Source organism: Aquimarina sp. 2-A2, assembly GCF_045505135.1.
Classification (GTDB): Bacteria; Bacteroidota; Bacteroidia; order Flavobacteriales; family Flavobacteriaceae; genus Aquimarina; species Aquimarina intermedia.
Genome location: NZ_JBJKFI010000006.1, coordinates 37,911 through 61,627, shown reverse-complemented (window position 1 = coordinate 61,627; position 23,717 = coordinate 37,911). Strand labels below are relative to the sequence as shown.

Here is a 23,717-nt window from a genome sequence, read left to right as displayed (position 1 = left end):
TAGTAGGATTTTAGATTAAATCGGGAAAATAAAAATTTTATAATTTGTTTAAGGTACTGATTTTTAATTAATTCAATCAATGTTTGGGTTTTTTACTGTAAACGAGGGCAACGTTATCTGGTAAGTCACTACCAATAACCGTATAACAATAATTAGAAGTGTAGTAGCGATATAGGTCAATGTCATATCTAAGCCAATGCTATACATAAACATAAAGCAGATACCCCCAACGATGGTAACTGTAGCGTAAATTTCCTTTCTAAAGATTACCGGAATTTCATTACATAATATATCCCGTATTACACCTCCAAAACATCCAGTAATAGTTCCCAAAGCAACAGACACAATAGGGTCTAAACCTGCTCTAATACCAGTCTCTACTCCTGTAATTGTAAAAATCCCTAATCCTATAGTATCAAATAAAAAGACTGATTTTTTAAGATAATCAAGTTTGTTTCTGAAAACAATTGCGAAGAGGGTAACCAAGCTAATTAAATAAATAGTAGTGGTGTTCTGCATCCAAACCACGGGGGTCTGACCAATGAGGACATCCCGTACGGTACCTCCACCCACAGAGGTAACAAATGCAATAATGAAAATACCGAATAAATCAAGTCTACGATTCATAGCACTCAAAGCACCTGAGATCGTAAATGCCATTGTTCCTAAAATATCGAGTATATCAAATACGGTAAGCTCAATAACCATTGATTGAAATTTTGGGCAAATGTACCATTTAGAAGGGATATCCAAGAACTCTTAGGCTGTTTTTTCATAACTTAATATTATAAGATTATAACTTTTCTTAATAACTTTATTGTAAGTTTTTAGCTCGAATTACTACTTTTACCAATGTAAACTGAATTGATTATGTCTGAAACTATTGAAAAAGTAAAGTGTCTTATTATAGGATCCGGTCCTGCTGGCTATACAGCAGCTATCTATGCAGCGCGTGCTGACATGAAACCTCTTATGTATACAGGTATGGAGCCCGGCGGGCAATTAACTACAACTACCGAAGTTGATAATTTTCCCGGGTATCCTGAAGGTATTGATGGTCCTACAATGATGGTACAACTCCAACAACAAGCTGAGCGCTTTGGAACCGAAGTACGTATCGGGATGGTAACCGAAGTAAATTTCAGCAAAGAATTAGGAGGTATCCATAAAGTGATCGTTGATAACTCAAAAGAAATTGAAGCAGAAACAGTCATCATTTCGACGGGTGCTACAGCAAAATATTTAGGACTGCCAAGTGAACAGCGTTTACGAGGTGGGGGAGTGTCCGCCTGTGCCGTTTGTGATGGATTCTTTTATAAAGGTCAGGATGTAGCAATTGTGGGAGCAGGAGATACTGCTGCCGAGGAGGCTACATACTTAGCAAATATCTGCTCAAGTGTAACAATGTTAGTTAGAAAAGACGAAATGAGAGCATCCAAAGCGATGCAGCATCGTGTCAATAGTACTCCAAATATCAAAGTACTTTATAATACCGAAGTTGATGAGGTCTTGGGAGATCAGGTAGTCGAAGGATTACGTATGGTGAATAATCAAAGCGGAGAGAAAGAGGAGATTGCTATTACCGGATTATTTATAGCTATTGGTCATAAGCCAAATACCGAAATTTTTAAAGGTAAATTGGATATGGATGATACCGGATATATCATTACAAAAGGAAAAACGACTAAAACTAATGTTCCTGGTGTGTTTGCTTCTGGAGATGTTCAAGATAAGGAATATCGTCAGGCAATCACTGCGGCAGGTACCGGTTGTATGGCAGCCCTCGATGCAGAGCGATATCTTGCCACTGTAGAATCAGGTGAAGAAGTAACTGCTTAATTGGCGGTTAAATTTATACTTTTTAAATCAACCCCTCAACTTTTATACATGTTTAGGGGTTTTTTTTACAACTTCAATAAACTGGGAGAATAGTCCAGTCCCTTTTTATAAAGTGAAGCTTCACCGCTAAAAATTTCCAAGTTTACTTTGGGCTCACCCAGAAGATAAATTTCGGAGGTATCTTTGGCTTCAATAGTACAAAATTCATTAACCAATAGATAGCAATCACTTCCTCCCTCGGCAATGAGTTTGGCTGTATTGATACTAAGTTTTTCTCCTCTAAAATTAGTTGAATTGTCAACACGTATTAATGCACCGTTAACTTTTCCTTCCAATTTACTAGAACCTTTTTGGTACAGGTCTACCTTTAGGCTGTCAGCGGTAACAATACCTTGGATTTCCGAATTTTCATTTACTTGATAAGAAACTTCCTCTGCTTTGGTATGAAACTCTCCCGACGCTTTTCCATACGCGTATGCAGTAAATTTTGTGGACTCGGTAGACATAAAAGCTTCTGTCTGGTCATACAGGTGTAAAGAGAGTTTTTCTGCATTTACCAGACCGGCAGTGGTCAATTTAACCTCGTTACGTAGTTCAATATGTTTTAAAATGGTGGTATACGAAATCGTGAGATGTAACGATTTGGCGCGTCGTATGTCTTTGTCAGAAACTATTTTGAGAATACTATCTTGAACTGTAAGGATGATAGCATCTTGTAGATTGCTATCAGCTTTGATGGCGACCGAATTTTCTAACCCTTCCTGAATGCTTATCTCAAAGTTATCTTCAACTTTGATGGTATGAAAAGCATCAATTTCTCTAAGCTCGGTCATAACGATTTTATTTCCCTTAAGACGTTCTTTTTGAGCAATACTCGTACCGGTAACAAAGATTAATACAAGTAGGATAGGTAGTTGTTTCAAGATGTTCATAGTGTGATTTTTCGATAAAACAATAATTCGGATACTGTTAGTGCAAAGATAAAAGACTCTATGCGCAAATTCATGTTACAGCTTCATAAATTATTTTTATCTGATGTCTATACTTCTAACGAGTAACTTTAAAAAATATGATAAAAAAATCCTATCATTTGGCCTATGATAGGATTGTGATAATTTTTTTTGTGAAATCAAGTACGATGTACTCGCCTTACTATTATTGGTTCTTTATTTTTTCGATAAATTTTTCAGCATTTTCGTTTTCCGGATTTAATTCAAGTGATTTTTTGTAATTTTTGAGAGCAAGTTCATTTTGCTTGTCCATAAAGTAAGCTTCCCCTAAGCTATCATAAACATTTGATGATTCCGGAAAAGCCACCACATTCATTTTAAAAACTTCGATAGCCTCTTTTGTTTTGCTATTCTGAAGAAAATAATAGCCCACACGATTCATTTCATTTTCGTTAAGATTGTAATCCTTATTGTTTTGATGGGTTTCGAAAGTCTTCATGCCCTTTTCGATGTTTTGTGATTTGATAGACTCCATAACCGCTAGAGCCAACGATTGTTTTGGCATTTCAAAAGGCTGATCGTATAAGATTTTGGTAAGCTCCTTGGCCATATCAAACAGTTCGATTCTTCCTGTATTATTTAATAAAATAATAGCATGATTATCTTCGGGGATGCGGTATATCAACGTATTGAAGCCATTGATTCCGCCTCCGTGTTCTACCACTGTAATACTATCGCGATTAGCTACTTTTTCTTTACCGATACTCCATCCGTATCCATAAGAAGCTCTACCCGTAGGCATATACGCAGTAAACATAAGGTCTCGAGATTTTTGTGTGAGTACCTTGTTTGTATATAAAGCACGATCCCAAGTATACAAATCTTCAACGGTAGAATACATAGATCCTGCAGCATACGGCAAGGACATGTCTAAATACTTAGAATTAGTGTACTTTTTTCCTTCTCTGTCATATCCTGTAGCCCTGTTTTTGAGAATGCGATCGTGATGATCGTATCCTGTGGCTGTCATGTTTAAAGGATTTAGGATATTCTGATGTAATAGAGTTTCGTAAGCTTTTCCGGAAACTTCTTCCAGGATGACACCTAACAAGAAATAGCCGGAGTTACTATATGCAAATTTTTCCCCCGGATTAAATTGTAATACGGAGTCCTGAAACACCGTTAAGAATTCTTTTGGTGTATATGGATTTCTATAGATATCCTGAAAAGTTTCTAAACTTGTATAATTCGGTATCCCCGCACTATGCGTTAATAAATGATGAATGGTTATCTTATCACCCTGTGCTTTAGGATAATTTTTAAGATATTTAGTGATAGGTGCATTTAAATCCAATTTTCCTTGTTCTACAAATTGAAGAATCAAAGCAGCAGTAAATTGTTTAGTAATCGAACCTAATCGATGTTTAGTATCTGAAGCATTAGGAATGTCCCACTCCATATTGGCCAAGCCTAAGCCTCTGCTGTATATGACATCGCCCTTATCTGCGACCAATATGGAACCATTGAATTGATCATACACATGATAGGTCTTCATTAATTTATCAATCTGATCAGCTTTATCCTGGCCAAATGTGGTGCCAAAGGCTAGGAGAGCAACTACTATTATGGTTAACGAAATGGAGCGTGTTGGATAACGATATATTGTTTTCATTTTAAAGAGATATAATTTGTGTAAAGTTTTATGGTGAATGATATCAGTAAGTTACATTTTTTTTGCATCATACATGGATCATCCTCATTTTTGGATTAATTACGACTTACATTTCCTCCGGAATTATCAACCTCTGATACTTTTTCCGGTGCTCCGAAATATCGAACACTTGCACCACTTGTAGCACGTCCGTTAAATTCATTTTTAGCATGAACCTTAACTGAAGCTCCACTGGTTGCTTTTGCCTCGGTAACTAAACTCAGCACTTCCTGTGCTTTAATTACTGCTCCGCTGGTGGCAGAAACTTTATGAGAATTTACCATTCCCGATATTTCTATAAAGGCTCCGCTGGTGGCCGAAGTAGTTAAGGATTCTGATTTAATCTCTAATTCAATATCAGCCCCACTTGTTGCACTTAATTTCATTTTTGGCTGTTCAATCACTTGAGTCGAGGTGACACTCGCTCCACTATTAACAGCAATTTCTTCTAAAGTTTCATAGGAGATCAATACACTTTTTTGATCTGCACTATAGATATTTTCTTCTGACTTGATAACAAGCGTCTCATCTTTTACATAAATATCAATTAGATCATGTAGGTTCTCATTGGCATCAATGATAATTTTGTCGTCAATATCTTTTGATAAAATAACGTCCAGACCGCTACTTGCTTTAATACGATTAAACGGTTGGCTGATTGCACGTTCGGTTTGTATAACTTTTCCTGTTCCTTTTACTCCGTTAAACGGAATATTACAGGAACAACACACTAAGGTTAAACAAAGAGTTACTAAAATTTTGGCTAAAGTTGTCATAAGGTGATTAGTTTAAAATTACTGTTCGATTTTTGATTGTTTTAATTTTTGGTTTTGATTTCTATACCATTCTCGTCGATTTTTACTTTTACGGGTTCGTTATTAAGTTCTAGGCCATCTTCATCTATTTTAAGATTAAATTCCTCATTTTCGTCTGAGTTATAGTCATTTTGATTCTCATCATCGTTCCATTCTTTATATTTCCACTCACCATCCACTTCATTATCTAGACAGTCGTCACAAGTAAAACTACCTTCCTTAAGAGTAACATATTTTCCTTCTTTACCTGATAAAGAGATATATTCATCAAATTTCCATGAATTGTTATAACTGTAGGTGTTCTTATCTGCTAATACCGTTGTACCTTCAGGAAGTGAAAGAATTATTTGAACTTCCTGATCCCGGTATTTATTCTTGATAGCCGTTAGTGCGTACCCATCTAGTATTAACACATTATCTTTTAACTCATACTTATAAAGTAAAGCGTCGGCAGCATTGCTGGCGTTATCGTATGAAAACCCTTCAGCTTTTTTTAGGATTGAAATACGAGCTATGGAATCAGTGCTTTCTTTGATGTATAACCGAACATCCTGTAATACAATCACTTTATTTCCTTTTGGATCTTTACGAATGCTGTAGTCGTTACGATGGGATAAATGGTGTATGTATCTTCTGTTATTCTTCATTTTTACTTGCAGTGTATCATTCTTACTAATAGGAAGAATGATTTCTTCTGTAACTACCTCTGCAGTGTAGTTTTCGAGCGTGGCCTGTCGAATTCCTATGACAGCTAATCCAACGGTTGAAATAATCCATAAAGCTAAAAGACCAAGTTTTGCTGTAGTTCCGATTGATTTTAGATTAGGTATCATAATCTTTAGACCCAAAATAAAAAGAAAGAAAAAAGGAATCCCTACGGCTAGAAAGGTAAAGATAGCGATCAACCAAATAGAAACATCACTATGATTCAATACTTGTAAATGTTCATTTAGCGGCGTATCAATTACACCAAAAGTACTTACAGCAAACAGACCAAAGAATAAACTTATAAGTGTCACACCTGCGACGATCATTAATATGACTCCGATGAATTTTATAGCAATTTTGAAAAGAAAAATAAGCACATCTCCTAAGGCATCAAAGAAAGAAGTAGAACTGCTCTTTACCTTTGAGCTATACTTTTGATAATCTACATTTTTTACTGAATCTGCAACATCATTGAAACCTTCCTTTATTTTTTTTTCAATCGTATTGATGTTTACCGGTTTTCCTCTCATAGCTAGTTTATCAGCCGTAGTTTTTGCTTCTGGAACAAAAATCCATAATGCGATATAAATGAGGATAAACCCACCGCTCGAGAAAATTGTAAACAGAATCCAAGCTAATCGAATCCAAACAGGATCTATGGCCAAATAATGACCTAAGCCGCTGCTTACACCTCCTACGTAGGAGTTTGTTGTATCTCTAAAAAGAGATTTAGACCGTTGTGGGGCTGCTTGAGTTGTTGTTTTTGGTTCATCTTCAAAAATGTCTTCGTCAATTTGATAATCCTCAGGTTGTCCCATAACTTCTATTACGGCATCTACCTCTTTATGTCCAATTACCTGACGCTCATCTTTAATTTTTTCATTAAAAAGCTCAGCAATTCTGGCTTCAATATCAGCGATGATCTCGTCTCTTCCTTGGGAATCGGTAAATGAACGTTTTATGGCGTCAAGGTACCGTTGAAGTTTCATATAGGCGTCTTCATCAATATGAAAAAATATTCCGGCAAGATTTATATTAACTGTCTTGTTCATTTTATTTATTTTTTTGTTTGGTTACCAAGTTTACAGCGCCCTGTAGTTCGCTCCAAGTTGTGTTAAGTTCGGTCAAAAATACTTTACCGGTATCTGTGAGTCCGTAATATTTTCTAGGGGGTCCTGAGGTAGATTCCTCCCAGCGATAGCTAAGTAAACCTGCATTTTTGAGGCGGGTTAATAAGGGGTAGATAGTGCCTTCTACAACTAGCATTTTTGCGTCTTTTAATGTTTCAAGAATTTCTGCCACGTAGGCATCATCATCCTTGAGTATAGAAAGAATGCAATATTCTAGAACACCTTTGCGCATCTGCGCTTTTGTGTTTTCGATCTTCATAAAGAGATTTTTTAAAAGTTAAACTGTTCATTTTGATTGATTGATGATTGTAATTTTTACTTAATAAATTTTATAGTAAGCGGGTATTGATATAATTCTCCGTTTTTAGCTTTGATTGCAGCATTGATTATAAAAATAATTTCTAAGAAGAATCCTATCAGGGCTATAATACCTATAAAAGAGGCACCAGCGAGCATCCATAAGCCTCCACTGTGATCAAAATTGATATGCCAATCATGTCCATGCATGATATCGGAAATTGACATATGTTTAAAAAAATTAAATACAAAAAAAGGAAAAGAAAGTGTTCCCAAAATTATAGTATATAAAAGAATACTTAATTGAAAATTGATAGCTTCTTTTCCATGGCTATTTACAAAATTAGATTTGTCTTTGTTAGTCGACCATAGAATTATTGGAATGATATAATTTCCAAAAGGAATAAAAAATTTAGAGAATATTCCTAAGTGAATAAAAGTTGCGATGTTTTTGTGATTAGTGTCTGACATGATGAATGATATAATAGTTGCTTATGCAAATATATGTTTAAAAAAAGGTATTATGCAAAACATAGTACCATAATTTAACATTTATTTAAGATATAAGTTTAATTTGCACGGTATGTTTATTATAAATATTTTAGGAGTCTAAAATGATACTTATGACCATTACACCGCGTAAATTAAACCTTTTCAGTCTTTTTAAACTTCCTTCGGCATGGCTATGTGGGGTGCGGGTAAAATCTATTGACAATGAGCAATGTACCGTGAGTGTTACGCACAAATGGATCAACCAAAACCCTTTTAATTCGATGTTTTGGGCAGTTCAAGGAATGGCAGCAGAGCTTAGTACGGGAGCATTAGTAGTTGGGTATATAGAAGATTCTAAAAAGAAAATTTCTATGTTAGTTGCTCAGAATAACGCTACGTTTACAAAAAAAGCAACTGGCAGGATTACCTTTCAATGCACAGATGGACCGCTAATTAAAGAAGGAATTCAAAGAGCGATTGCAACCGGAGAAGGTCAAACCGTATGGATGCGATCTGTAGGGAAGAATTGTGAAGGTATCGAAGTCTCTCAGTTCAATTTTGAGTGGACAATCAAAGTAAAACAATCAAAAGTTTAAGAAATCCTCAATCTTCTTGTAACAATTTTTTTTTGTTAACGTCGTATAGATAGAATGTACAATAACTAAACATACTATAATGACAGCACACGAAATTGATTACGAAATACACGGAGAAGAAATGCAATATGTGGAGATAGAACTTGATCCACAGGAAGGGGTTATAGCCGAGGCAGGAAGTTTTATGATGATGGAGACCGGCATAAAGATGGATACCATATTTGGAGATGGTTCTGAGAACGATCGAGGATTTATGGGAAAGATATTTGGAGCAGGTAAACGATTGCTTACAGGTGAGAGTCTTTTTATGACGGCTTTTTATAATGAATTGAATGGTAAAAAGAAGGTTAGTTTTGCCTCTCCATATCCGGGTAAAATAATTCCCATAGACTTAACGCAATTTCATGGCAAATTTGTGTGTCAGAAAGACGCGTTTTTATGTGCAGCCAAAGGCGTCTCTGTCGGAATTGAATTTTCAAGAAAATTAGGCCGTGGACTTTTTGGCGGAGAAGGATTTATCATGCAAAAATTAGAAGGTGACGGTATGGCTTTTGTACACGCAGGTGGAACTACGGCTGTAAAGCATCTTGCCGCCGGAGAACAACTCAAAGTAGACACGGGGTGTATCATCGGATTTAGCAAAGAGGTAAATTATGATATCGAATTTGTAGGAGGTATCAAAAACACCATTTTTGGAGGTGAAGGTTTATTTTTTGCGACCTTGACAGGTCCGGGTACAGTATTTATTCAATCATTACCTTTTAGTCGATTGGCAAATAGGGTATTAGCCTTAGCTCCAAGAGAAGGTGGTAAAAGTAGAGGGGAAGGGAGTATTCTAGGAGGTATCGGTGATCTCTTGGATGGCGATAACAAATATTAACAATGTTAAATAACGGATTAAAAACAATAATTTTGGATTTATTTCGCTATATTCGTTTAGACAACGTTAACAGCGTAAATAAATTCCTACAAATAAATGTAGGATAACTAACAACTTTAAACCCCTAAAATTTATGGCTAGAGCAATGTTTGATTACACCAAAACTGTGCTAGACAAAGTAAGTTTTGATGTAAATTTGTTTACAAAGGAAGTTATCAAAGCAATGAAACGCTTACTTCCACATGAGATCGACGAATTAAAAATTTGGATTCAATCTCTAGCGCTCAATAGACCAGAATTACAACCGTGTCTGGTGTATTTAAAAAAGTAAATATTGAAATGGAAAGCGACTTACGAGTCGCTTTTTATTTTTCCGAGCGGGCTGATAATTTGTACGTTCTGAAATGTTATCGCGCCTTTTACAATGCCAGCAATGGTATTGTGAAGTACTTCGATAATTTGCATCTTCAATTCACTTTTATTATAAATCAAGCTCACCTCCCGCGCAGGGCTTGGTTCGTTAAAGTAATGTAGATTATGCTTCTCATCTTCTTTTATATCTAGCGTATGAAGATACGGTAGTAATGTCATGCCTAAACCTTCATTAGCCAATTTTACCAAGGTCTCAAAACTTCCGCTTTCTAACTGGAAGTGATCGTCATCATAATTTTTATCAATTTTGCACAGGTTGATAATTCCATCTCTAAAGCAGTGTCCATCTTCTAACAATAGCATGTCATCAATGTCTAAATCGGCAACATCAATTTTTTTCTTTTGGTTAAGGCGATGCATTGGAGGGATGTATCCTACAAAAGGTTCATAATACAGCACTCGCTCCTTTATGTGCATATGCTCAAGGGGTGTAGCGGCAATTGCGGCATCCAAATGACCGTCTAATAATCGTTGGATGATCGTCTCAGTATTGAGTTCTTCAATTTTGAGTTTTATTTTAGGATATTTCTTTATAAACGTATTTAAAAACATCGGTAAAAGGGTAGGCATTACCGTTGGAATGACACCTAATTTGAACTCACCTCCAATAAATCCTTTTTGCTGATCCACAATATCTTGAATACGTTCGCTTTCATTAACAATATTGCGAGCCTGCTGCACAAGTTTTTTACCAACTTCGGTAAGCTCTATAGGTTTTTTGGTTCTATCAAAAATTTGTATGTCCAACTCATCTTCCAATTTTTGTATTTGCATACTTAAGGTGGGTTGAGTCACAAAAGTCTTTTCTGCTGCTTTCGTAAAATTTTGATGTTCTGCTACCGCTAATACGTAACGTAATTGAGTGATCGTCATTTTTTTTTCTTTTACGCTACGAAGATACAAAAGCTATTGATAAAAATTATGCGTAAATTTTTAAAAATCTATTTTCTTTATATTAAAAATGAAGTAGTAATTCTATAAAATGCCTCTTGCCTTTATTTCGAGATATTTATTAATGGTATCTGTAGTCAACTGTTGCGGAGTAGTAAGTATTGTTTGTATCCCGTATTTCTGTAACTCTTTCACCATTCGCTTTTTCTCTTGTGCAAATTGGAGTGCGATAGTTTGTTGATAGATTTCCGGGATTGAGGTTCCGGGTAAATTTATTAGGCTGTCAAGCTCTGTGTTTTTGAAAAATATGACAACAAGCATATGTTTTTTTGCCAAAGTTCTTAAATACGGTAGCTGACGTTCTAACGCAGAAAAATGCTCAAAATTTGTGTATAATAAAAGGAGACTACGCTGAGTAATTTTTTGTTTTACATGGGCATACAAAGTCCCATAATCCGCGTCCAAAAAAGCCGTTTTAATATTGTAAAGTGTTTCAGAGATCACATTTATATAACTGCGTTTTCCCATAGGTGGCAAAAAGCTAGAGACCGTATTAGAAAACACTAAAAGCCCTGCTTTATCTTGTTTCCGTATGGCGATATTCGAAAAAGATAAACTGCTATTGATGGCATAATCCAGTAATGATAATCCGTTAAACGGCATTTTCATGACCCGACTCGCATCGATAATGGAATATACGGGTTGAGATTTTTCATCCTGAAATTGATTAATCATGAGACTACCTCGCTTTGCCGTTGCTTTCCAATTAATGGAGCGAACATCATCACCGGTTACATATTCTTTGATTTGTTCAAAATCTATGGTATGTCCAATACGTCGGGTCTTGCGTACTCCCAAAATATAGGACCGGGTATCCAATGCTAAAATATCGTACTTTTTCATCTGTATAAAAGAGGGATACACTTTTACAATATACTCTTTTTCAAATCTATAGCGTCTTTTGATCAAAGCGATACGAGAACTTATATATACATTAAGAAACCCAAATTTGTATTCACCTCGGGCTAGCGGTTTTAGCTGATACGTAAATTGAGTTTGTGACGCTGCATCTACAGTCAGTGTTTTATTAAAATCTCGTTTTTGGAACTGATAGGGGATTTCATCAATGATTTCGGTTCTAATCCTAAATCGATATCTGTTTTCTAAGCGTATTTGAACTTCGTTGTAATCGCCATTAGAAAATTTATCAGCTAATTCCCGGGAACCCTCAATCCCATCTTTTAGACCATACAAGGCGGCAAAATCTAAAGCAAAAATGATAAAAATTCCTATGCATAACAACCAAACAAATGGGTATAAGGCCACAATCCAATACGATATAAAAAATAACAGGATAATGGCACCCAATACATAATAGGTGCGATCTGTGAGATACAAAGATTTGAAAAATCGGATCACAATTATCGTGGAATTTCTATAGATTGTAGAATTAGTTGCATAACTTTTTCCTCGGTCATACCTTCCATTTCTCTTTCAGGAGAAACGATAACCCGATGCCTCATAACCGGTGCAACTGATTTCTTAATATCTTCCGGCGTAGCAAAATCACGACCATCAATGGCAGCAAAAGCCTTGGCGCTTTTCATGATAGCTATAGATGCCCGGGGCGAACCTCCCAGGTATAAGTGAGGATGGGATCGGGTCTTGGTAACAATTTCTGCAATATATTGAAGCAACTTTTCTTCTATAAACACTTGTTGAACCTTGTCGCGATATTCGAGAAGCTTATCTATGTCCAGAATAGCATCTATGAGTTCTAACGGATCTTTAACCGTACGTTCATGATGTGATTTTAATATTTCAACTTCATCTGCAAACGTTGGATAGGTTACTTTTATCTTAAATAAGAATCGATCCAACTGCGCTTCTGGTAGGGTGTAGGTTCCTTCTTGTTCGATCGGATTCTGAGTTGCTAACACCATAAAGGGAGGTTCCATTACATAACGAACCCCATCCATAGTAATCTGTTTTTCTTCCATTACCTCAAACAAAGCCGCCTGAGTTTTTGCGGGAGCACGATTGATCTCATCAATAAGAATGATATTTGAAAAAACAGGACCTTTTTTAAAGACAAATTCGCTTGTCTTGAGATCTACGATTGATGTACCTAAAACATCACTTGGCATAAGATCTGGTGTAAATTGAATACGACTAAAGTCAGTCTGTAATGTTTTGGCAAATAATTTGGCCGTTATCGTTTTTGCGATACCGGGAACGCCTTCAATTAAGACATGTCCTTCTGTCAACAGAGCAACCATAAGTAACTCAACAAAGTCAGACTGACCAATAATCACTTTTGATAGCTCCTTTTTAATGCTGCTATAGGATTGTTGCAAGTCAGTAAGGTCTATTCTGTTTTTAAAAGACAAGGATGAATTAGCCGTATTATCATCGGTGTTGATGGGTGTTTTATTTGAGTCTTGGTCTGTCATGGATTTTTTTTATTTGATGAACTCAGCTGTAGTTCTCAGTTTCATTTTTGTTCAATATAAGATATTTTGAATGCTTTTATTTTGGCTACAAATTTAATAAGCTCTTCATTGGTAACGCTTGATTTGTTTTTAATAGCTTGCATGTCTTCAAAAAGCTGCTTTGTCTCTTTGATCGAGTTACCACTTTTTAATGAAATCTCTTTATAATCTATGCCGGAAAATTCATCAATCGTTAAGCGGAACTCTTCACGTAAAAAGTTTAGAAACTCCTGAATTTGCATTATAGCAATAGCTTTATGATCATTTCTTTCAAGGTACATGGCACTAATCGTTTGTGCAAATGCCACCGATTGATTTTGAAGCGGGTTGACCACAGGGATACTTCGCTGTTTGCGTTTCCCTTCAAAAATCACAAATAGAACTAAGCCAAAAATTATGGTGTAATATGCCCATTTTAATGATTTGGTTCTGAACAATAAGTATAGGGGAGAGGAATAGGTAGTTTTTCCGGATTTGTAATGATTATCCCAAAATAAAGGTTGATTGTGATCTATATAGGCCAAAGTATTTTCTGTGTACTGGTAGTTTTCATCTGTCAACATAAAATAATTACCAAAAGCTTCAGGAAACATTTGAAGCAAAATTTGTCCGTCTCCAAAAGACTGAGATACAAAATTAAATTGCCTTTGTTGTAGGCTATCAGTAGTATTTGAAAGTTTTACCGTACCCAAAACTTTAGTAGCAGATGTGTCAATACTCGAGAAATAAGGAATATGTATATCACGATTGTAGTGATAGTTATCATCACCCGGTAGGTTGGAATTGGTTAGTGCAATTTCCGGTTTGGTCTCAATAGATTTAAGTGAAATCAGATGATCAGCGGTAAGATTTAAGGTGTCCAACAGTTGATGGCTTATAGTTTTTGCAGAAATAAATAATGTATTCCCATTCGTAACCCATTGCAATACCTGATCTAGTTCTTCATTTTCAATATTGACATGTCCATTTACAAAAAAATACACTCCGTTTATGGAATCGCTGCTTGCTAAAAATTCATACGGAGAGGTGTTAACTTCCTGAATTTTTTTATGGGATTCTTTTAAAACATTATAAAAAACGTAAGTGCCTAACGGAATCTTATCCAACTTGGAATAGCTAGGGTACCAATTGATAGGTGCTGGCTCTGTGGCTTCGTAATATGTGAGAAGCGCGAGCAGTCCCAATAGTAATATAGCAATTATTTTATATCCTTTACTCATATGGATGCTGAAGTGATCATATTACGAAACTGTTCAAATTTGATTTCGAAGCGTTTATAATTCTTACTGTCCACCTCAAAATTACCATACCATATAAAATTATATACCTGTGTAAGATCTTTAAAACCAGATTTTAGTAAAGTTGACTCAAGCTCCAAAACATAATCTGCGTTTGTTTTTTGTGCAACCAATAGAATGTGATCCTCATCGGATAAAAGTTTTATAACCAAAAGGTACTGATAACGAATGGCCAAACGATAGTTAGCTTTTGCGACGGCATGTTCTATTAACTGATAAATATTTTGATTTTTTATAATTTCTTGATCCTCTTGAAATAAGCTATCGGGAAATTCTTCTTTTTCATCAAGCATTCGCCCCACTTTACCACGTATAAATAGCCACACGATAAGTCCTAAAATGCCCAAAAGTAGCAGGTATGGCAAAATTTCCAGGATAATCAACCATGCTCCCGAAACTTCATCTATATCAAATAAGGAAGCAAGTAATTTATGCCACCACTCTTGTAACCAATGCTTTAATTGTGTCCACCAAGAATCTTCAACCGGTACTTCGGTATAATCAAAATCTTTGGATTTTTTATATTCTGATAGTCTTGTTCGGTCAAAAAATAACGGTTCTAGAACACTTGAAGTGTCAATTTGAATTTGAGCACTATCAGATTCAACACTTTTGAATTCCGCTGCCTGATGCGATCCAAAACTCAAACAGAAAATATAAAATATCAGTATTTTATTCTTCAAGATGATGATCTTTTCCTATCGTATTAATTTCTTCCAAGGCTCCGGTATTATATTTTCGTTCATGTAAATTGAAATAAATAAATGCAGAAGCTACTGCAGAGATGGTATATAAGATGTATTGAGCTGCCGATGATAGGGTGTTTAATCCCACATAAATCCAATCGATGCTATCAGCGGAATCAAGATAAGAACTTTCTGAAGCAGCTACAAAACCTTTAGAAAAGGTGTAAATCATCGCCGGAACAGAAAAAATAAGACCGATTAGGGACACTAACACGCCAACAACTAGCAATGTCCCAAATGTTACCCACCATTGCCCTTTGATTAACTCAAAACTTTTTGAAATGACATCTGTCGTAGAGCCTCCTTCGAATACCATAATAGCAAAAACTAAACTTAAGGGAACATAGAAGTAAATGCCTGGTAGAAAACAAAGCATAAAACCGAAACCGACCATTAGACTGGACAGTATACCAAGTCCCAGAAATTTCATGAAATTTTCGCTTACTTGATTTTTAATCTCGTCTACGTCAATTGCATTTTCGTCTCTTATGTATGCTTTTATATAATGTAATACAGTACTAAACAAAACTGCATAGAACAAAATCATCGTAATAAATAAAAAAAGCATTGCAATAAAAATAGTGCCAGTATCTCCTATGTCGTAAGGGGAGTAGCCACCGGGATTAAAAATTTTTGAAGAGACTTGTGTGTAATATCCTGTTGCTACTACAGCTAACAGAAAGGGTATAGTTGCAGTTTTTGCCAGAACTGTTAACATAGCTTTGGCATGATTTCGCAAAAAGGAAAAGGTATCATTGATGATGTCACCTAGTTCACGTTTTTGTCTAAAATTTATCTTCTTTGAAGCGTTCATTGATGGGTAGTTTTATGTAATCGTATTGGGTAGAAAATATAATAGTAACAAATTAGAATAACAGAAGCGGTAATGATAAAGATGGCAAGCCAGTCAGGCATTTCGGTATGTCTGGTTACGAATCCTTCGAGAAAACCGGCTATGATAAAAAATGGGATGGTACTTATAACAATTTTAAGACCAGCTTTGGTACCTCGAACAAAAGAGGTAAGCCGTGTATATGTTTTAGGAAAAAGTATGGATTTACCAATTACCAGTCCTGCGGCGCCAGCTATAATAATTACTGAAATCTCAATAACCCCGTGTATCCAAATTGTTCTGGCACTTTCCCAAAGGAGCCCTTTTTCATAAAAAAAGTATTGGAAAGATCCCAACATTATAAAATTTTGCATTAAAATAAAGAGTGTGCCAATTCCAAAAAGTACTCCAAAGACAAAACATAACAAGGCCACCCGAATATTATTAATAGTGATACCAAGAAACATATCAGCCTCTCCCATTTGTTTGTAAACCGCCATGGGGTCACCATTCGCAATGTTCTCTAAGGTCATGTTTACATACGTATCTCCCAAAATAGATCTTACAAATGCTCCTTCGGTAGCTGCAGAGTACGCACCAATAGCAGTGAACAAAGCAGCAATCAAAAACGCAATGAGTAATTCTTTTTGATAATAATAAAATTCCGTAGGAAACTCTTTTAACCAAAAAGAGAGCAAACGATTACGTTTTTCTTTTTTTGTTTTATAAATTTTATGGTGTGCTTTTGAAGCAATAGTGTTCAAGTAAGCCAAGGTTTGACTTTGAGGGTAAAAAGTTTGCGCATAACTTAAATGATCTGTTACCTCGATATATAGATCCGAAAGCTCTTTTGGAGAAATCTGAGTAGTATTATCTAAAACACTTTCAAATCTTAACCATTTATTCTTATTTTGCTTCACAAATGCCGCTTCGCGCATGGATCATTAAATTAAGAGGATAAAGTAACATAATTCATGGATAACTTTCAAATAGAAACGGCGCAAAATGTGAGTATTCAGCAAAATGTTGCGGGCGTAGGAGATCGTATTCTAGCTTTTTTTTTAGATTCACTATTTTTGATCGCTTATATGATTTTGGCTGTATTGCTAATGAGTCAGTTGGGAAGTAGTCTATCACAAGGTTGGGTATCGCAAATGATTATAAGTTTACCTGTATTGCTGTATTATCTGTTATGGGAAGCCTTATGGAATGGAAGAACCCCTGGTAAAGCTCTTGTAAATCTTCGGGTGGTACGCGTTGATGGCACGCCGCCTACATTTTCTAATTATCTAACGCGCTGGTTGCTACGAATTATAGATATTACGTTAGGCTTTGGTAGTATTGCTATTGTTACCATTGTGTTCAAAGGAACAGGGCAGCGTTTAGGTGATCTGGCAGCAAATACCACAGTGATTAGTGAACGTAATCGCATACCTCATAAACATACGATATTTGCAGAGTTACCCGAGGATTACCAACCAACCTATCCTCAGGTAACTATGTTCAACGATTCGGATATTCAGAAAATAAAGAGATTGTTTTATGATGCTCGAGCGCATCGTGAACAAAAAGTTTTAGAACAATTAGCCGATAGAGTATCGCAAGTTTTGGAAATAACTCCAATACCACCTCCCGCTGAGTTTATAAGTCGAGTACTAGAAGATTATAAATATTATGCGGAACAAGCATAAGTCTTTTATTGTATCACTTGGGCCTTTATAAAAATATTCTTTTTGGGCCACTCGCTTTGGTCAACCGGAACATTCGAAATTTTATCAACTACGTCCATGCCTTCTACTACCTTTCCAAAAATAGTATGCTCACCATCCAGATGATGTGCTCCATTTTTTGCAACAACTACAAAAAACTCGTATGGAGTTGATCTGTTTGAAGGATTGTCTACCCAACGTTTTGATAAAGCTACAGCACCTCGTGTATGTTTTAAGCCCTTAACTTGTTCTTGCGGTACTGTGTAATCGCCAATTTCGAACCTTTTTAATGCCATTTGATTGCGATCGCTATTACCTCCCTGAATCACAAAATTTTTAGCAACACGATAAAAAAATGTTTCGTCAAAATACCCTTCATTTACCAAGTAAATAAAATTAGCGCGATGAATAGGAGTTTTTTGATACAACCTAATTTTAAAACTTCCTAAACGTGTTGAGATCTCAACTAAGGTTTCCGGGTTTTCGGCACCATATGCCGTCATGAATTCTATCAGATTATCGTTCGTAATTTTAGAGAGGGTATCTTTTGAGGAAGCAGACTGCTCAATTTGTGGGTTAACAGTATCAGTAGTAAGGCTTTCTTTTAAGCCTGATTCAGTTTTAACTTTTTTTGAAGGATCATTAGTAAACTGGGTGTTTTTATTTTTAGTAGATTGTGTATCTTCACAACTCGAAATAATAAAAACCCATATAAACAGGCTATACTTTAAAACAATTCTGGTCAATGACATTTGAAACATTTAAACAATTGATTCCAAAAATAAAGAAAATGTCAGTACCAGGCGAACGTTCTCATTTTCTTATGGCTCCTGACATGCGTATTCGTGAATTGGATACTATAAAAATAGAAGAAAAGCGCCCGAGACATGCTGCCGTAATGATGCTTTTATATCCAAAAGAAGAAATTACAAATCTGGTATTGATATTAAGACCTGAGTACGAAGGCGTGCATTCGGGGCAGATAGCTTTGCCCGGTGGTAAGGTAGAGGAATATGATCGTACCTATGGTGATGCAGCGCTCAGAGAAACTTGGGAGGAGGTAGGTGTTGATCGTGAGACCGTAGAAATATTATCACCTTTAACAAAGGTTTATATTCCACCTTCAAATTTCTGGGTGCATCCTTTCTTAGGGTTTACCGATATTTTGCCTGATTTTGTTCCGCAGTTGGAAGAAGTTGCCAAAGTTATTGAGGTACCGATAAGTGAATTATTAGATGATGATAATGTAATTTCTAAAAACTTAACTACTTCGTATGCAAAAAATATTGAAGTACCTTCCTTTGAATTAAACGGTTATATAGTCTGGGGAGCAACAGCCATGATGTTAAGTGAACTTAAAGTCTTTATAAAGTCTGCTATAGGATAAGGATTTTGTATCTTTGATCCTCGTTTTTTCTAAAACTAAATGAATCAGTAGCTGTTCAAGTGACAAAAGAGTTTAATTTTAGAATAAAGAATAGTTTAAAAGAAACAGTCTAGGCTGTAAATACAACTAACAACTCAAAAAAATTATGGGATTATTTAAAAGGAATCCTTTTGGTCATATATTATTTCTAAAAAAATGGCTCATCCGTATAATGGGGGCTTTGACACATCGTCGTTATCGTGGTTTTAATGAACTACAGATCGAGGGGAGTGAAATTTTTAAAGAACTGCCAGAGCAAAATGTTTTGTTCGTGTCAAATCATCAAACCTATTTTGCAGATGTGGTAGCCATGTTTCATGTGTTCAATGCTAGTTTAAGCGGACGGGTTGACTCTATTAAGAATATTGGATACTTGTGGGACCCAAAGCTTAATTTATACTATGTTGCGGCAAAGGAAACCATGCGCGCAGGTTTGTTGGCCAGAGTACTGGCTTATGCCGGAGCAATTACGGTAGAACGTACCTGGAGAGCAAAAGGTCAAGACATTAACCGTCAGGTTAAAATGAGTGACATTACCAATATCTCGCGTGCGCTCGACGATGGTTGGGTAATAACTTTTCCCCAAGGAACTACTAAACCTTTTAAACCTATTCGTAAAGGAACTGCTCATATTATTAGAAAATACAAACCTATTGTTATACCTATTGTTATTGATGGATTTAGACGTTCATTTGACAAAAAAGGAATTCGAATTAAAAAACGCGGTATTTTACAGTCGATGGTAATCAAACCTCCTTTGGATATTGATTATGAGAATGATTCAATTGATGATATCGTAAGTAAATTAGAATATTCTATCGAACAGCATTCTTCTTTCTTAAAAGTCATTCCACAAGAAGAGCTTGAAGCCGAAGAAGCCTTGAACGAAAAGCGTCGTTGGGAGTATTAAGCACATGATGCGGTGGGTTTACTAATATGCTAAGAATCGAACTATTCCAGCCATTCTTTAAAATCTTTAACACGCTCACGGCTTACAATAATTTGATGATCAGCCGTAGCCTTTAGTTTTAGCTCCAGGCGCGAATTGGTATATGAGATAATGTCATCGATTGCACTTACATTTACAACATACTTACGGCTTACCCGGTAAAATATTTTTGGATCTGTTTCATTCTCTACCAAATCCAGTGTGGTATCCAATAAGTAATTTCGTCCTTCTAGCGTATGAATGTAGGTGCCTTTATTTTCTGAATAAAAATAGCTTACATCACTTGACTCAATAATCTTAATACGTTGACCGAGCCGTGCGGTATAGCGCTTTTTATACGTTGGAGTAGAAGTGTTTAATAATTTTTTGATATCATCAATGTTAAACTGCTGTACTTCGTTTACCGCAAAATGGTCTCTAAACTTGTTGATTGCAACTGCTAGTTCATCATGGTCAATAGGCTTCATCAAATAATCAATGCTGTTCAATTTAAAAGCTTTTAAAGCGTATTCATCGTAAGCGGTTGTGAAGATTATAGCACTTTTAACAGATACCGTGTCAAAAATCTCAAATGATAATCCATCACTTAATTGAATGTCCAAAAAAATCAAATCCGGATGCGGATTTGAAGTAAACCAGTCTATGGATTCTTCTACAGAATGCAGCATGGTTTCAGCCTTTAGATTTAGTGTTTCAAGCATTCTGCTGAGTCTTCTGGCTGCAGGACGCTCATCTTCGATTATTAAAATTTTCATTACGCTAGTTTACGATTTAAATTTTAGTTACAAGTTATATGAATAGTTGCTACTCCCAACGCTGTTGTGTCTCTTGTTCTTCTTCCATATATTTTTGTATGCGTTGTTCTTCCCAATCCTTATCAAATACGGGATTTATACGATAAGCTTTGATCGCATGAAAGGCCAATCCAATTCCCCAACCAAATGCAGCCCATAGAAACCACGGATTTCTCCATTCATTTGTATAATAATTCAGTCCTGCCAGAAAACCAATTACTACGAAATATGAAAATAAATTGTTGTAAAATTTTTTTAACTCATCCACCCGTTCTTTTGCGCGTTGATATCTTTGATGCTCTTGAAAATTTTCCATAATGGTGTTGTTTTATTGGTTATTCTTATTATTCTAATGTGCTATTCGTTAGAAATCATCACGATCCATATATTCTTTAATCTTTCGTTCTTCCCAGGCTTTATTAAACACGGTACCTTTACCAAAAACAGATAATCCATGAAAAAGTAAACCAATTCCCCAAAGAAAGGGTGTAATTAAAATATTCCAGTCGAACCAATTTTTAAAGTCAAGTGATTTATTTTCCATGGTAAAATAATCGATAACATCATTTCTTAAGAAAAGAAGGATTACATTTACAATTATATAAACTATTAAGTGACTATAAAATCCTTTTTCTCGCTGAACTCTGGCTTTTGCTTTAGTATAAGCGCTGTGTTGTTCTCGGCTATTCATAATCCTTTGTTTTTAGACTCTTTTATAAATTTTTTAATCTTTTTTTCTTCCCAGTTTCTTCCAAGTATTGGATTGTAGTTATAGGCCTCCATCGCGTGAAAGATTAATCCGAATCCCCAACCTATTATTGGAAACCATACCCATGGTAAGTCAAAACCTGTCGTTTTATAGTTTATAAAAATTAAGAACGGAATGACAATGCAATAGGCTGTTAAACTAAAATAGAATTCTTTAATCTTCTGTACACGCTCTTGAGCTCGTTTATATTTGAGCGCTTTTGGATTTTCAAATGTTGCGGACATGTCCATATTTTTACTTGTTATTAATTTTGTTAGCATAGGGAGCTTTGCAATAAATGCATCTTTAGACTTATAGACAAGAAATTCTCTTCTGGTTAATAATGCAAAGCGCTGTTTGATGTTAGTTAATCCCATCCCGCTGCTTTGTGCAAGTACGGATTTGGGTTGCAAATTGTTTTCTACGATCAAAAAACCATCTTGTTCGTAAATTCGAATATACAAGGGTTTTGATGGTGTTACCATATTGTGTTTGATGGTGTTTTCTAATAAAATCTGTAAAGAAAGCGGAACCACTTTGGCTTCGGGATCAGACGATTGCAAAGGAATGTCAACCTGAATACTGTCTTCAAATCGAAGCATCAATAGCTTCATATATGTTTTTGCAAACCTCAATTCTTCATCAACACTCACCAATTCTTTATCTTTTTGTTCCAAAACGTATCGATACACTTTTGATAAAGAAGTTGTAAAATCTTGTGCTGTAGCAGGATTTTCTTCTATAAGGGATGTTAATACATTCAAACTATTGAACAAAAAATGTGGGTCTAGTTGGTTCTTTAAGGCTGCAAATTTTGCCGATGCTGTTCCTGCTATAATTTTTTGCTCGGTAACCTTTTTTTCCTGTAATGCCTTGTAAAAATACATTGCATGAAAAAATAATGAAGCGATTGTTGTGAACAGTAAAGGAATTACATAGTCCTTAAACGACTGATCTGCTAAAAATTCTTGAGTGGTTTGACCTCCCAGAATTAGAACGATTGTAACATACGTACAGATAGCGTAACCAATCATGGTAACTACAATAGATCCACCCGCACCAATCAAAACCCGTCGTAACCCTTGGTTTTTCCATGCAAATCTGTAATTAATAAATCTAAAATAGATTACATTGATAATCGTAAGAAACATCGAATACATGATGTTTATTCCCCACCATTGCGCCGTAAATATATAGGTAGTATTAAACCCATTATTGAGAAGAACTATCAATGCAACAGCTATCGATATTATCCCGGTGATGATGAGTACGAGTTTCAGATCTTTCATGAGGTACGTTTTGCGATACAAGAATGATAAAGTTAACAAATATTACGTGTTATTCATTACAGTTTTTCTGTATGCGAGCTACTTGATTTAATCCCCATGTAGGATAATAGGGAGTTTTGTTTTCAATATTTTCAAAAAGGGCAATAGCCTTATTAATTTCGGGACAATACTGCTTTGGGTCTGTTCCGAAGTACTTAGCAGAACCCATTTTCCACTCCGCATGATTTAGTATTGCTCTGGGGTTCATGGAGTCTAAGCTTTTTGCTTGTTGGTATAAGGCTTCTTTTGGAGAATGTGTCATGCCGTAGTTTGAAGGGTTATATGCTACATAAGCAGTGTTTAACATGGCTTCGAGAATAAATAATTCGGCGTTGTCCTTCGAAATTAAGTTCGCGTGATTAATAAACTTCTGTGCTTTTTTCAATCGTGCTTCAATGGTAGCTGCATCTTTTGTGCGATACGTTTGAATAATGTTAATTTGAGCTGCATAATAATAAGGTAACCAATGTTGGTCCTCAGCATTAGCAATACGTTCGAAGAGGTTGGCTGCTTCATCAGCTTTGTCGCTTTCCCAAAGTTCGAAGGCTTTTTTCATTCCCTCATCATAGGGGGTTTGTGCGGTGAGCATGTTTAAGGTAAAACTTACTAAAATTAAAATAACTGTTTTCATGAGTGCTTGTTTTTGTGAGTTGT

27 protein-coding genes are annotated in these 23,717 nt (G+C 35.7%); 7 read left to right on the top strand and 20 right to left on the bottom strand.

The window, feature by feature from the left end:
- Positions 1–72 precede the first annotated feature (72 nt).
- A complete protein-coding gene (locus ACJRPK_RS13640; RefSeq protein ID WP_148782838.1) occupies positions 73–708 on the bottom strand; it encodes a trimeric intracellular cation channel family protein in 636 nt (211 codons plus the stop codon).
- Between the two features lie 162 nt (positions 709–870).
- Here ACJRPK_RS13640 and trxB point away from each other — a divergent pair, with 162 nt between their 5' ends.
- Positions 871–1,839: a thioredoxin-disulfide reductase gene (gene trxB / locus ACJRPK_RS13635; protein ID WP_407140728.1), complete on the top strand. Its 969-nt coding sequence runs from the start codon at positions 871–873 to the stop codon at positions 1,837–1,839.
- 65 nt (positions 1,840–1,904) lie between these two features.
- Here the strand turns inward: trxB and ACJRPK_RS13630 are convergent, their stop codons facing one another.
- From ACJRPK_RS13630 to ACJRPK_RS13605, 6 genes are all read right to left on the bottom strand, one after another.
- A complete protein-coding gene (locus ACJRPK_RS13630; RefSeq protein ID WP_407140726.1) occupies positions 1,905–2,771 on the bottom strand; it encodes a GIN domain-containing protein in 867 nt (288 codons plus the stop codon).
- A gap of 223 nt (positions 2,772–2,994) precedes the next feature.
- On the bottom strand, positions 2,995–4,461 hold the full coding sequence (locus ACJRPK_RS13625) for a serine hydrolase (protein WP_407140724.1): 1,467 nt from the start codon (positions 4,459–4,461) through the stop codon (positions 2,995–2,997).
- A gap of 95 nt (positions 4,462–4,556) precedes the next feature.
- Complete coding sequence (locus ACJRPK_RS13620) at positions 4,557–5,276, bottom strand: head GIN domain-containing protein (protein ID WP_407140722.1); 720 nt, start codon at positions 5,274–5,276, stop codon at positions 4,557–4,559.
- Positions 5,277–5,317: 41 nt separating this feature from the next.
- Positions 5,318–7,075: a PspC domain-containing protein gene (locus ACJRPK_RS13615; protein ID WP_407140720.1), complete on the bottom strand. Its 1,758-nt coding sequence runs from the start codon at positions 7,073–7,075 to the stop codon at positions 5,318–5,320.
- A 1-nt stretch (position 7,076) separates the two neighbouring features.
- Positions 7,077–7,412, bottom strand: coding sequence for a PadR family transcriptional regulator (locus ACJRPK_RS13610; protein ID WP_148782832.1), 336 nt, complete (start codon positions 7,410–7,412; stop codon positions 7,077–7,079).
- Positions 7,413–7,468: 56 nt separating this feature from the next.
- Positions 7,469–7,921, bottom strand: coding sequence for a DUF4870 domain-containing protein (locus ACJRPK_RS13605; protein ID WP_148782831.1), 453 nt, complete (start codon positions 7,919–7,921; stop codon positions 7,469–7,471).
- A gap of 152 nt (positions 7,922–8,073) precedes the next feature.
- Between ACJRPK_RS13605 and ACJRPK_RS13600 the strand changes: the two genes are divergently transcribed.
- From ACJRPK_RS13600 to ACJRPK_RS13590, 3 genes are all read left to right on the top strand, one after another.
- Positions 8,074–8,538, top strand: coding sequence for a DUF4442 domain-containing protein (locus ACJRPK_RS13600; RefSeq protein ID WP_407140717.1), 465 nt, complete (start codon positions 8,074–8,076; stop codon positions 8,536–8,538).
- Positions 8,539–8,617: 79 nt separating this feature from the next.
- Complete coding sequence (locus ACJRPK_RS13595) at positions 8,618–9,418, top strand: TIGR00266 family protein (protein WP_407140715.1); 801 nt, start codon at positions 8,618–8,620, stop codon at positions 9,416–9,418.
- Between the two features lie 133 nt (positions 9,419–9,551).
- The gene (locus ACJRPK_RS13590; protein WP_148782828.1) at positions 9,552–9,749 is read left to right on the top strand and encodes a hypothetical protein; all 198 of its coding nucleotides are present in this window, start codon (positions 9,552–9,554) and stop codon (positions 9,747–9,749) included.
- A 20-nt stretch (positions 9,750–9,769) separates the two neighbouring features.
- On the opposite strand, the gene ACJRPK_RS13585 is transcribed toward ACJRPK_RS13590, so the two are convergent.
- The 7 genes from ACJRPK_RS13585 to ACJRPK_RS13555 all read right to left on the bottom strand — a co-directional run bounded on the left by ACJRPK_RS13585 (position 9,770) and on the right by ACJRPK_RS13555 (position 17,047).
- The gene (locus ACJRPK_RS13585; protein WP_407140713.1) at positions 9,770–10,723 is read right to left on the bottom strand and encodes a LysR family transcriptional regulator; all 954 of its coding nucleotides are present in this window, start codon (positions 10,721–10,723) and stop codon (positions 9,770–9,772) included.
- A 102-nt stretch (positions 10,724–10,825) separates the two neighbouring features.
- The gene (locus tag ACJRPK_RS13580) at positions 10,826–12,139 is read right to left on the bottom strand and encodes a DUF58 domain-containing protein (RefSeq protein WP_407140711.1); all 1,314 of its coding nucleotides are present in this window, start codon (positions 12,137–12,139) and stop codon (positions 10,826–10,828) included.
- Positions 12,140–12,162: 23 nt separating this feature from the next.
- Positions 12,163–13,194 carry an AAA family ATPase gene (locus ACJRPK_RS13575; protein WP_407140709.1) on the bottom strand — a complete coding sequence of 344 codons (1,032 nt, stop codon included), beginning with the start codon at positions 13,192–13,194 and terminating at the stop codon, positions 12,163–12,165.
- Positions 13,195–13,235: 41 nt separating this feature from the next.
- Positions 13,236–14,453 (bottom strand): DUF4350 domain-containing protein, encoded by a 1,218-nt coding sequence (locus tag ACJRPK_RS13570; RefSeq protein WP_407140707.1) that lies wholly within the window; start codon positions 14,451–14,453, stop codon positions 13,236–13,238.
- Positions 14,450–15,214 carry a hypothetical protein gene (locus tag ACJRPK_RS13565; protein WP_407140705.1) on the bottom strand — a complete coding sequence of 255 codons (765 nt, stop codon included), beginning with the start codon at positions 15,212–15,214 and terminating at the stop codon, positions 14,450–14,452. Before ACJRPK_RS13565 ends, ACJRPK_RS13570 begins: the two co-directional genes overlap by 4 nt.
- The gene (locus ACJRPK_RS13560) at positions 15,204–16,091 is read right to left on the bottom strand and encodes a hypothetical protein (protein WP_407140703.1); all 888 of its coding nucleotides are present in this window, start codon (positions 16,089–16,091) and stop codon (positions 15,204–15,206) included. The genes ACJRPK_RS13565 and ACJRPK_RS13560 overlap by 11 nt, the downstream gene beginning before the upstream one ends.
- Positions 16,088–17,047, bottom strand: coding sequence for a stage II sporulation protein M (locus ACJRPK_RS13555; protein WP_407140701.1), 960 nt, complete (start codon positions 17,045–17,047; stop codon positions 16,088–16,090). The genes ACJRPK_RS13560 and ACJRPK_RS13555 overlap by 4 nt, the downstream gene beginning before the upstream one ends.
- Positions 17,048–17,083: 36 nt before the next feature.
- Between ACJRPK_RS13555 and ACJRPK_RS13550 the strand changes: the two genes are divergently transcribed.
- The gene (locus tag ACJRPK_RS13550) at positions 17,084–17,800 is read left to right on the top strand and encodes an RDD family protein (protein WP_407140699.1); all 717 of its coding nucleotides are present in this window, start codon (positions 17,084–17,086) and stop codon (positions 17,798–17,800) included.
- A gap of 5 nt (positions 17,801–17,805) precedes the next feature.
- Here the strand turns inward: ACJRPK_RS13550 and ACJRPK_RS13545 are convergent, their stop codons facing one another.
- The gene (locus ACJRPK_RS13545) at positions 17,806–18,570 is read right to left on the bottom strand and encodes a peptidylprolyl isomerase (RefSeq protein WP_407140698.1); all 765 of its coding nucleotides are present in this window, start codon (positions 18,568–18,570) and stop codon (positions 17,806–17,808) included.
- A 38-nt stretch (positions 18,571–18,608) separates the two neighbouring features.
- On the opposite strand from ACJRPK_RS13545, the gene ACJRPK_RS13540 reads away from it, so the two are divergent.
- Together ACJRPK_RS13540 and ACJRPK_RS13535 are read left to right on the top strand one after the other, a co-directional pair.
- Positions 18,609–19,205: an NUDIX hydrolase gene (locus ACJRPK_RS13540; protein WP_407140696.1), complete on the top strand. Its 597-nt coding sequence runs from the start codon at positions 18,609–18,611 to the stop codon at positions 19,203–19,205.
- 145 nt (positions 19,206–19,350) lie between these two features.
- Positions 19,351–20,154, top strand: coding sequence for a lysophospholipid acyltransferase family protein (locus tag ACJRPK_RS13535; RefSeq protein ID WP_407140695.1), 804 nt, complete (start codon positions 19,351–19,353; stop codon positions 20,152–20,154).
- A 41-nt stretch (positions 20,155–20,195) separates the two neighbouring features.
- Here ACJRPK_RS13535 and ACJRPK_RS13530 read toward each other — a convergent pair whose 3' ends face one another.
- From ACJRPK_RS13530 to ACJRPK_RS13510, 5 genes are read right to left on the bottom strand one after another with little or no spacing between them, the layout of a single operon-like run.
- Positions 20,196–20,948, bottom strand: a complete 753-nt coding sequence (locus ACJRPK_RS13530; RefSeq protein ID WP_407140693.1) for a LytR/AlgR family response regulator transcription factor — start codon at positions 20,946–20,948, stop codon at positions 20,196–20,198.
- A 49-nt stretch (positions 20,949–20,997) separates the two neighbouring features.
- Positions 20,998–21,303: a 2TM domain-containing protein gene (locus ACJRPK_RS13525; RefSeq protein ID WP_407140692.1), complete on the bottom strand. Its 306-nt coding sequence runs from the start codon at positions 21,301–21,303 to the stop codon at positions 20,998–21,000.
- Positions 21,304–21,351: 48 nt separating this feature from the next.
- A complete protein-coding gene (locus tag ACJRPK_RS13520) occupies positions 21,352–21,678 on the bottom strand; it encodes a 2TM domain-containing protein (RefSeq protein WP_407140690.1) in 327 nt (108 codons plus the stop codon).
- Positions 21,675–23,024, bottom strand: coding sequence for a 2TM domain-containing protein (locus ACJRPK_RS13515; protein WP_407140689.1), 1,350 nt, complete (start codon positions 23,022–23,024; stop codon positions 21,675–21,677). The genes ACJRPK_RS13520 and ACJRPK_RS13515 overlap by 4 nt, the downstream gene beginning before the upstream one ends.
- A 49-nt stretch (positions 23,025–23,073) precedes the next feature.
- On the bottom strand, positions 23,074–23,694 hold the full coding sequence (locus ACJRPK_RS13510) for a hypothetical protein (RefSeq protein ID WP_407140687.1): 621 nt from the start codon (positions 23,692–23,694) through the stop codon (positions 23,074–23,076).
- Positions 23,695–23,717 lie beyond the last annotated feature (23 nt).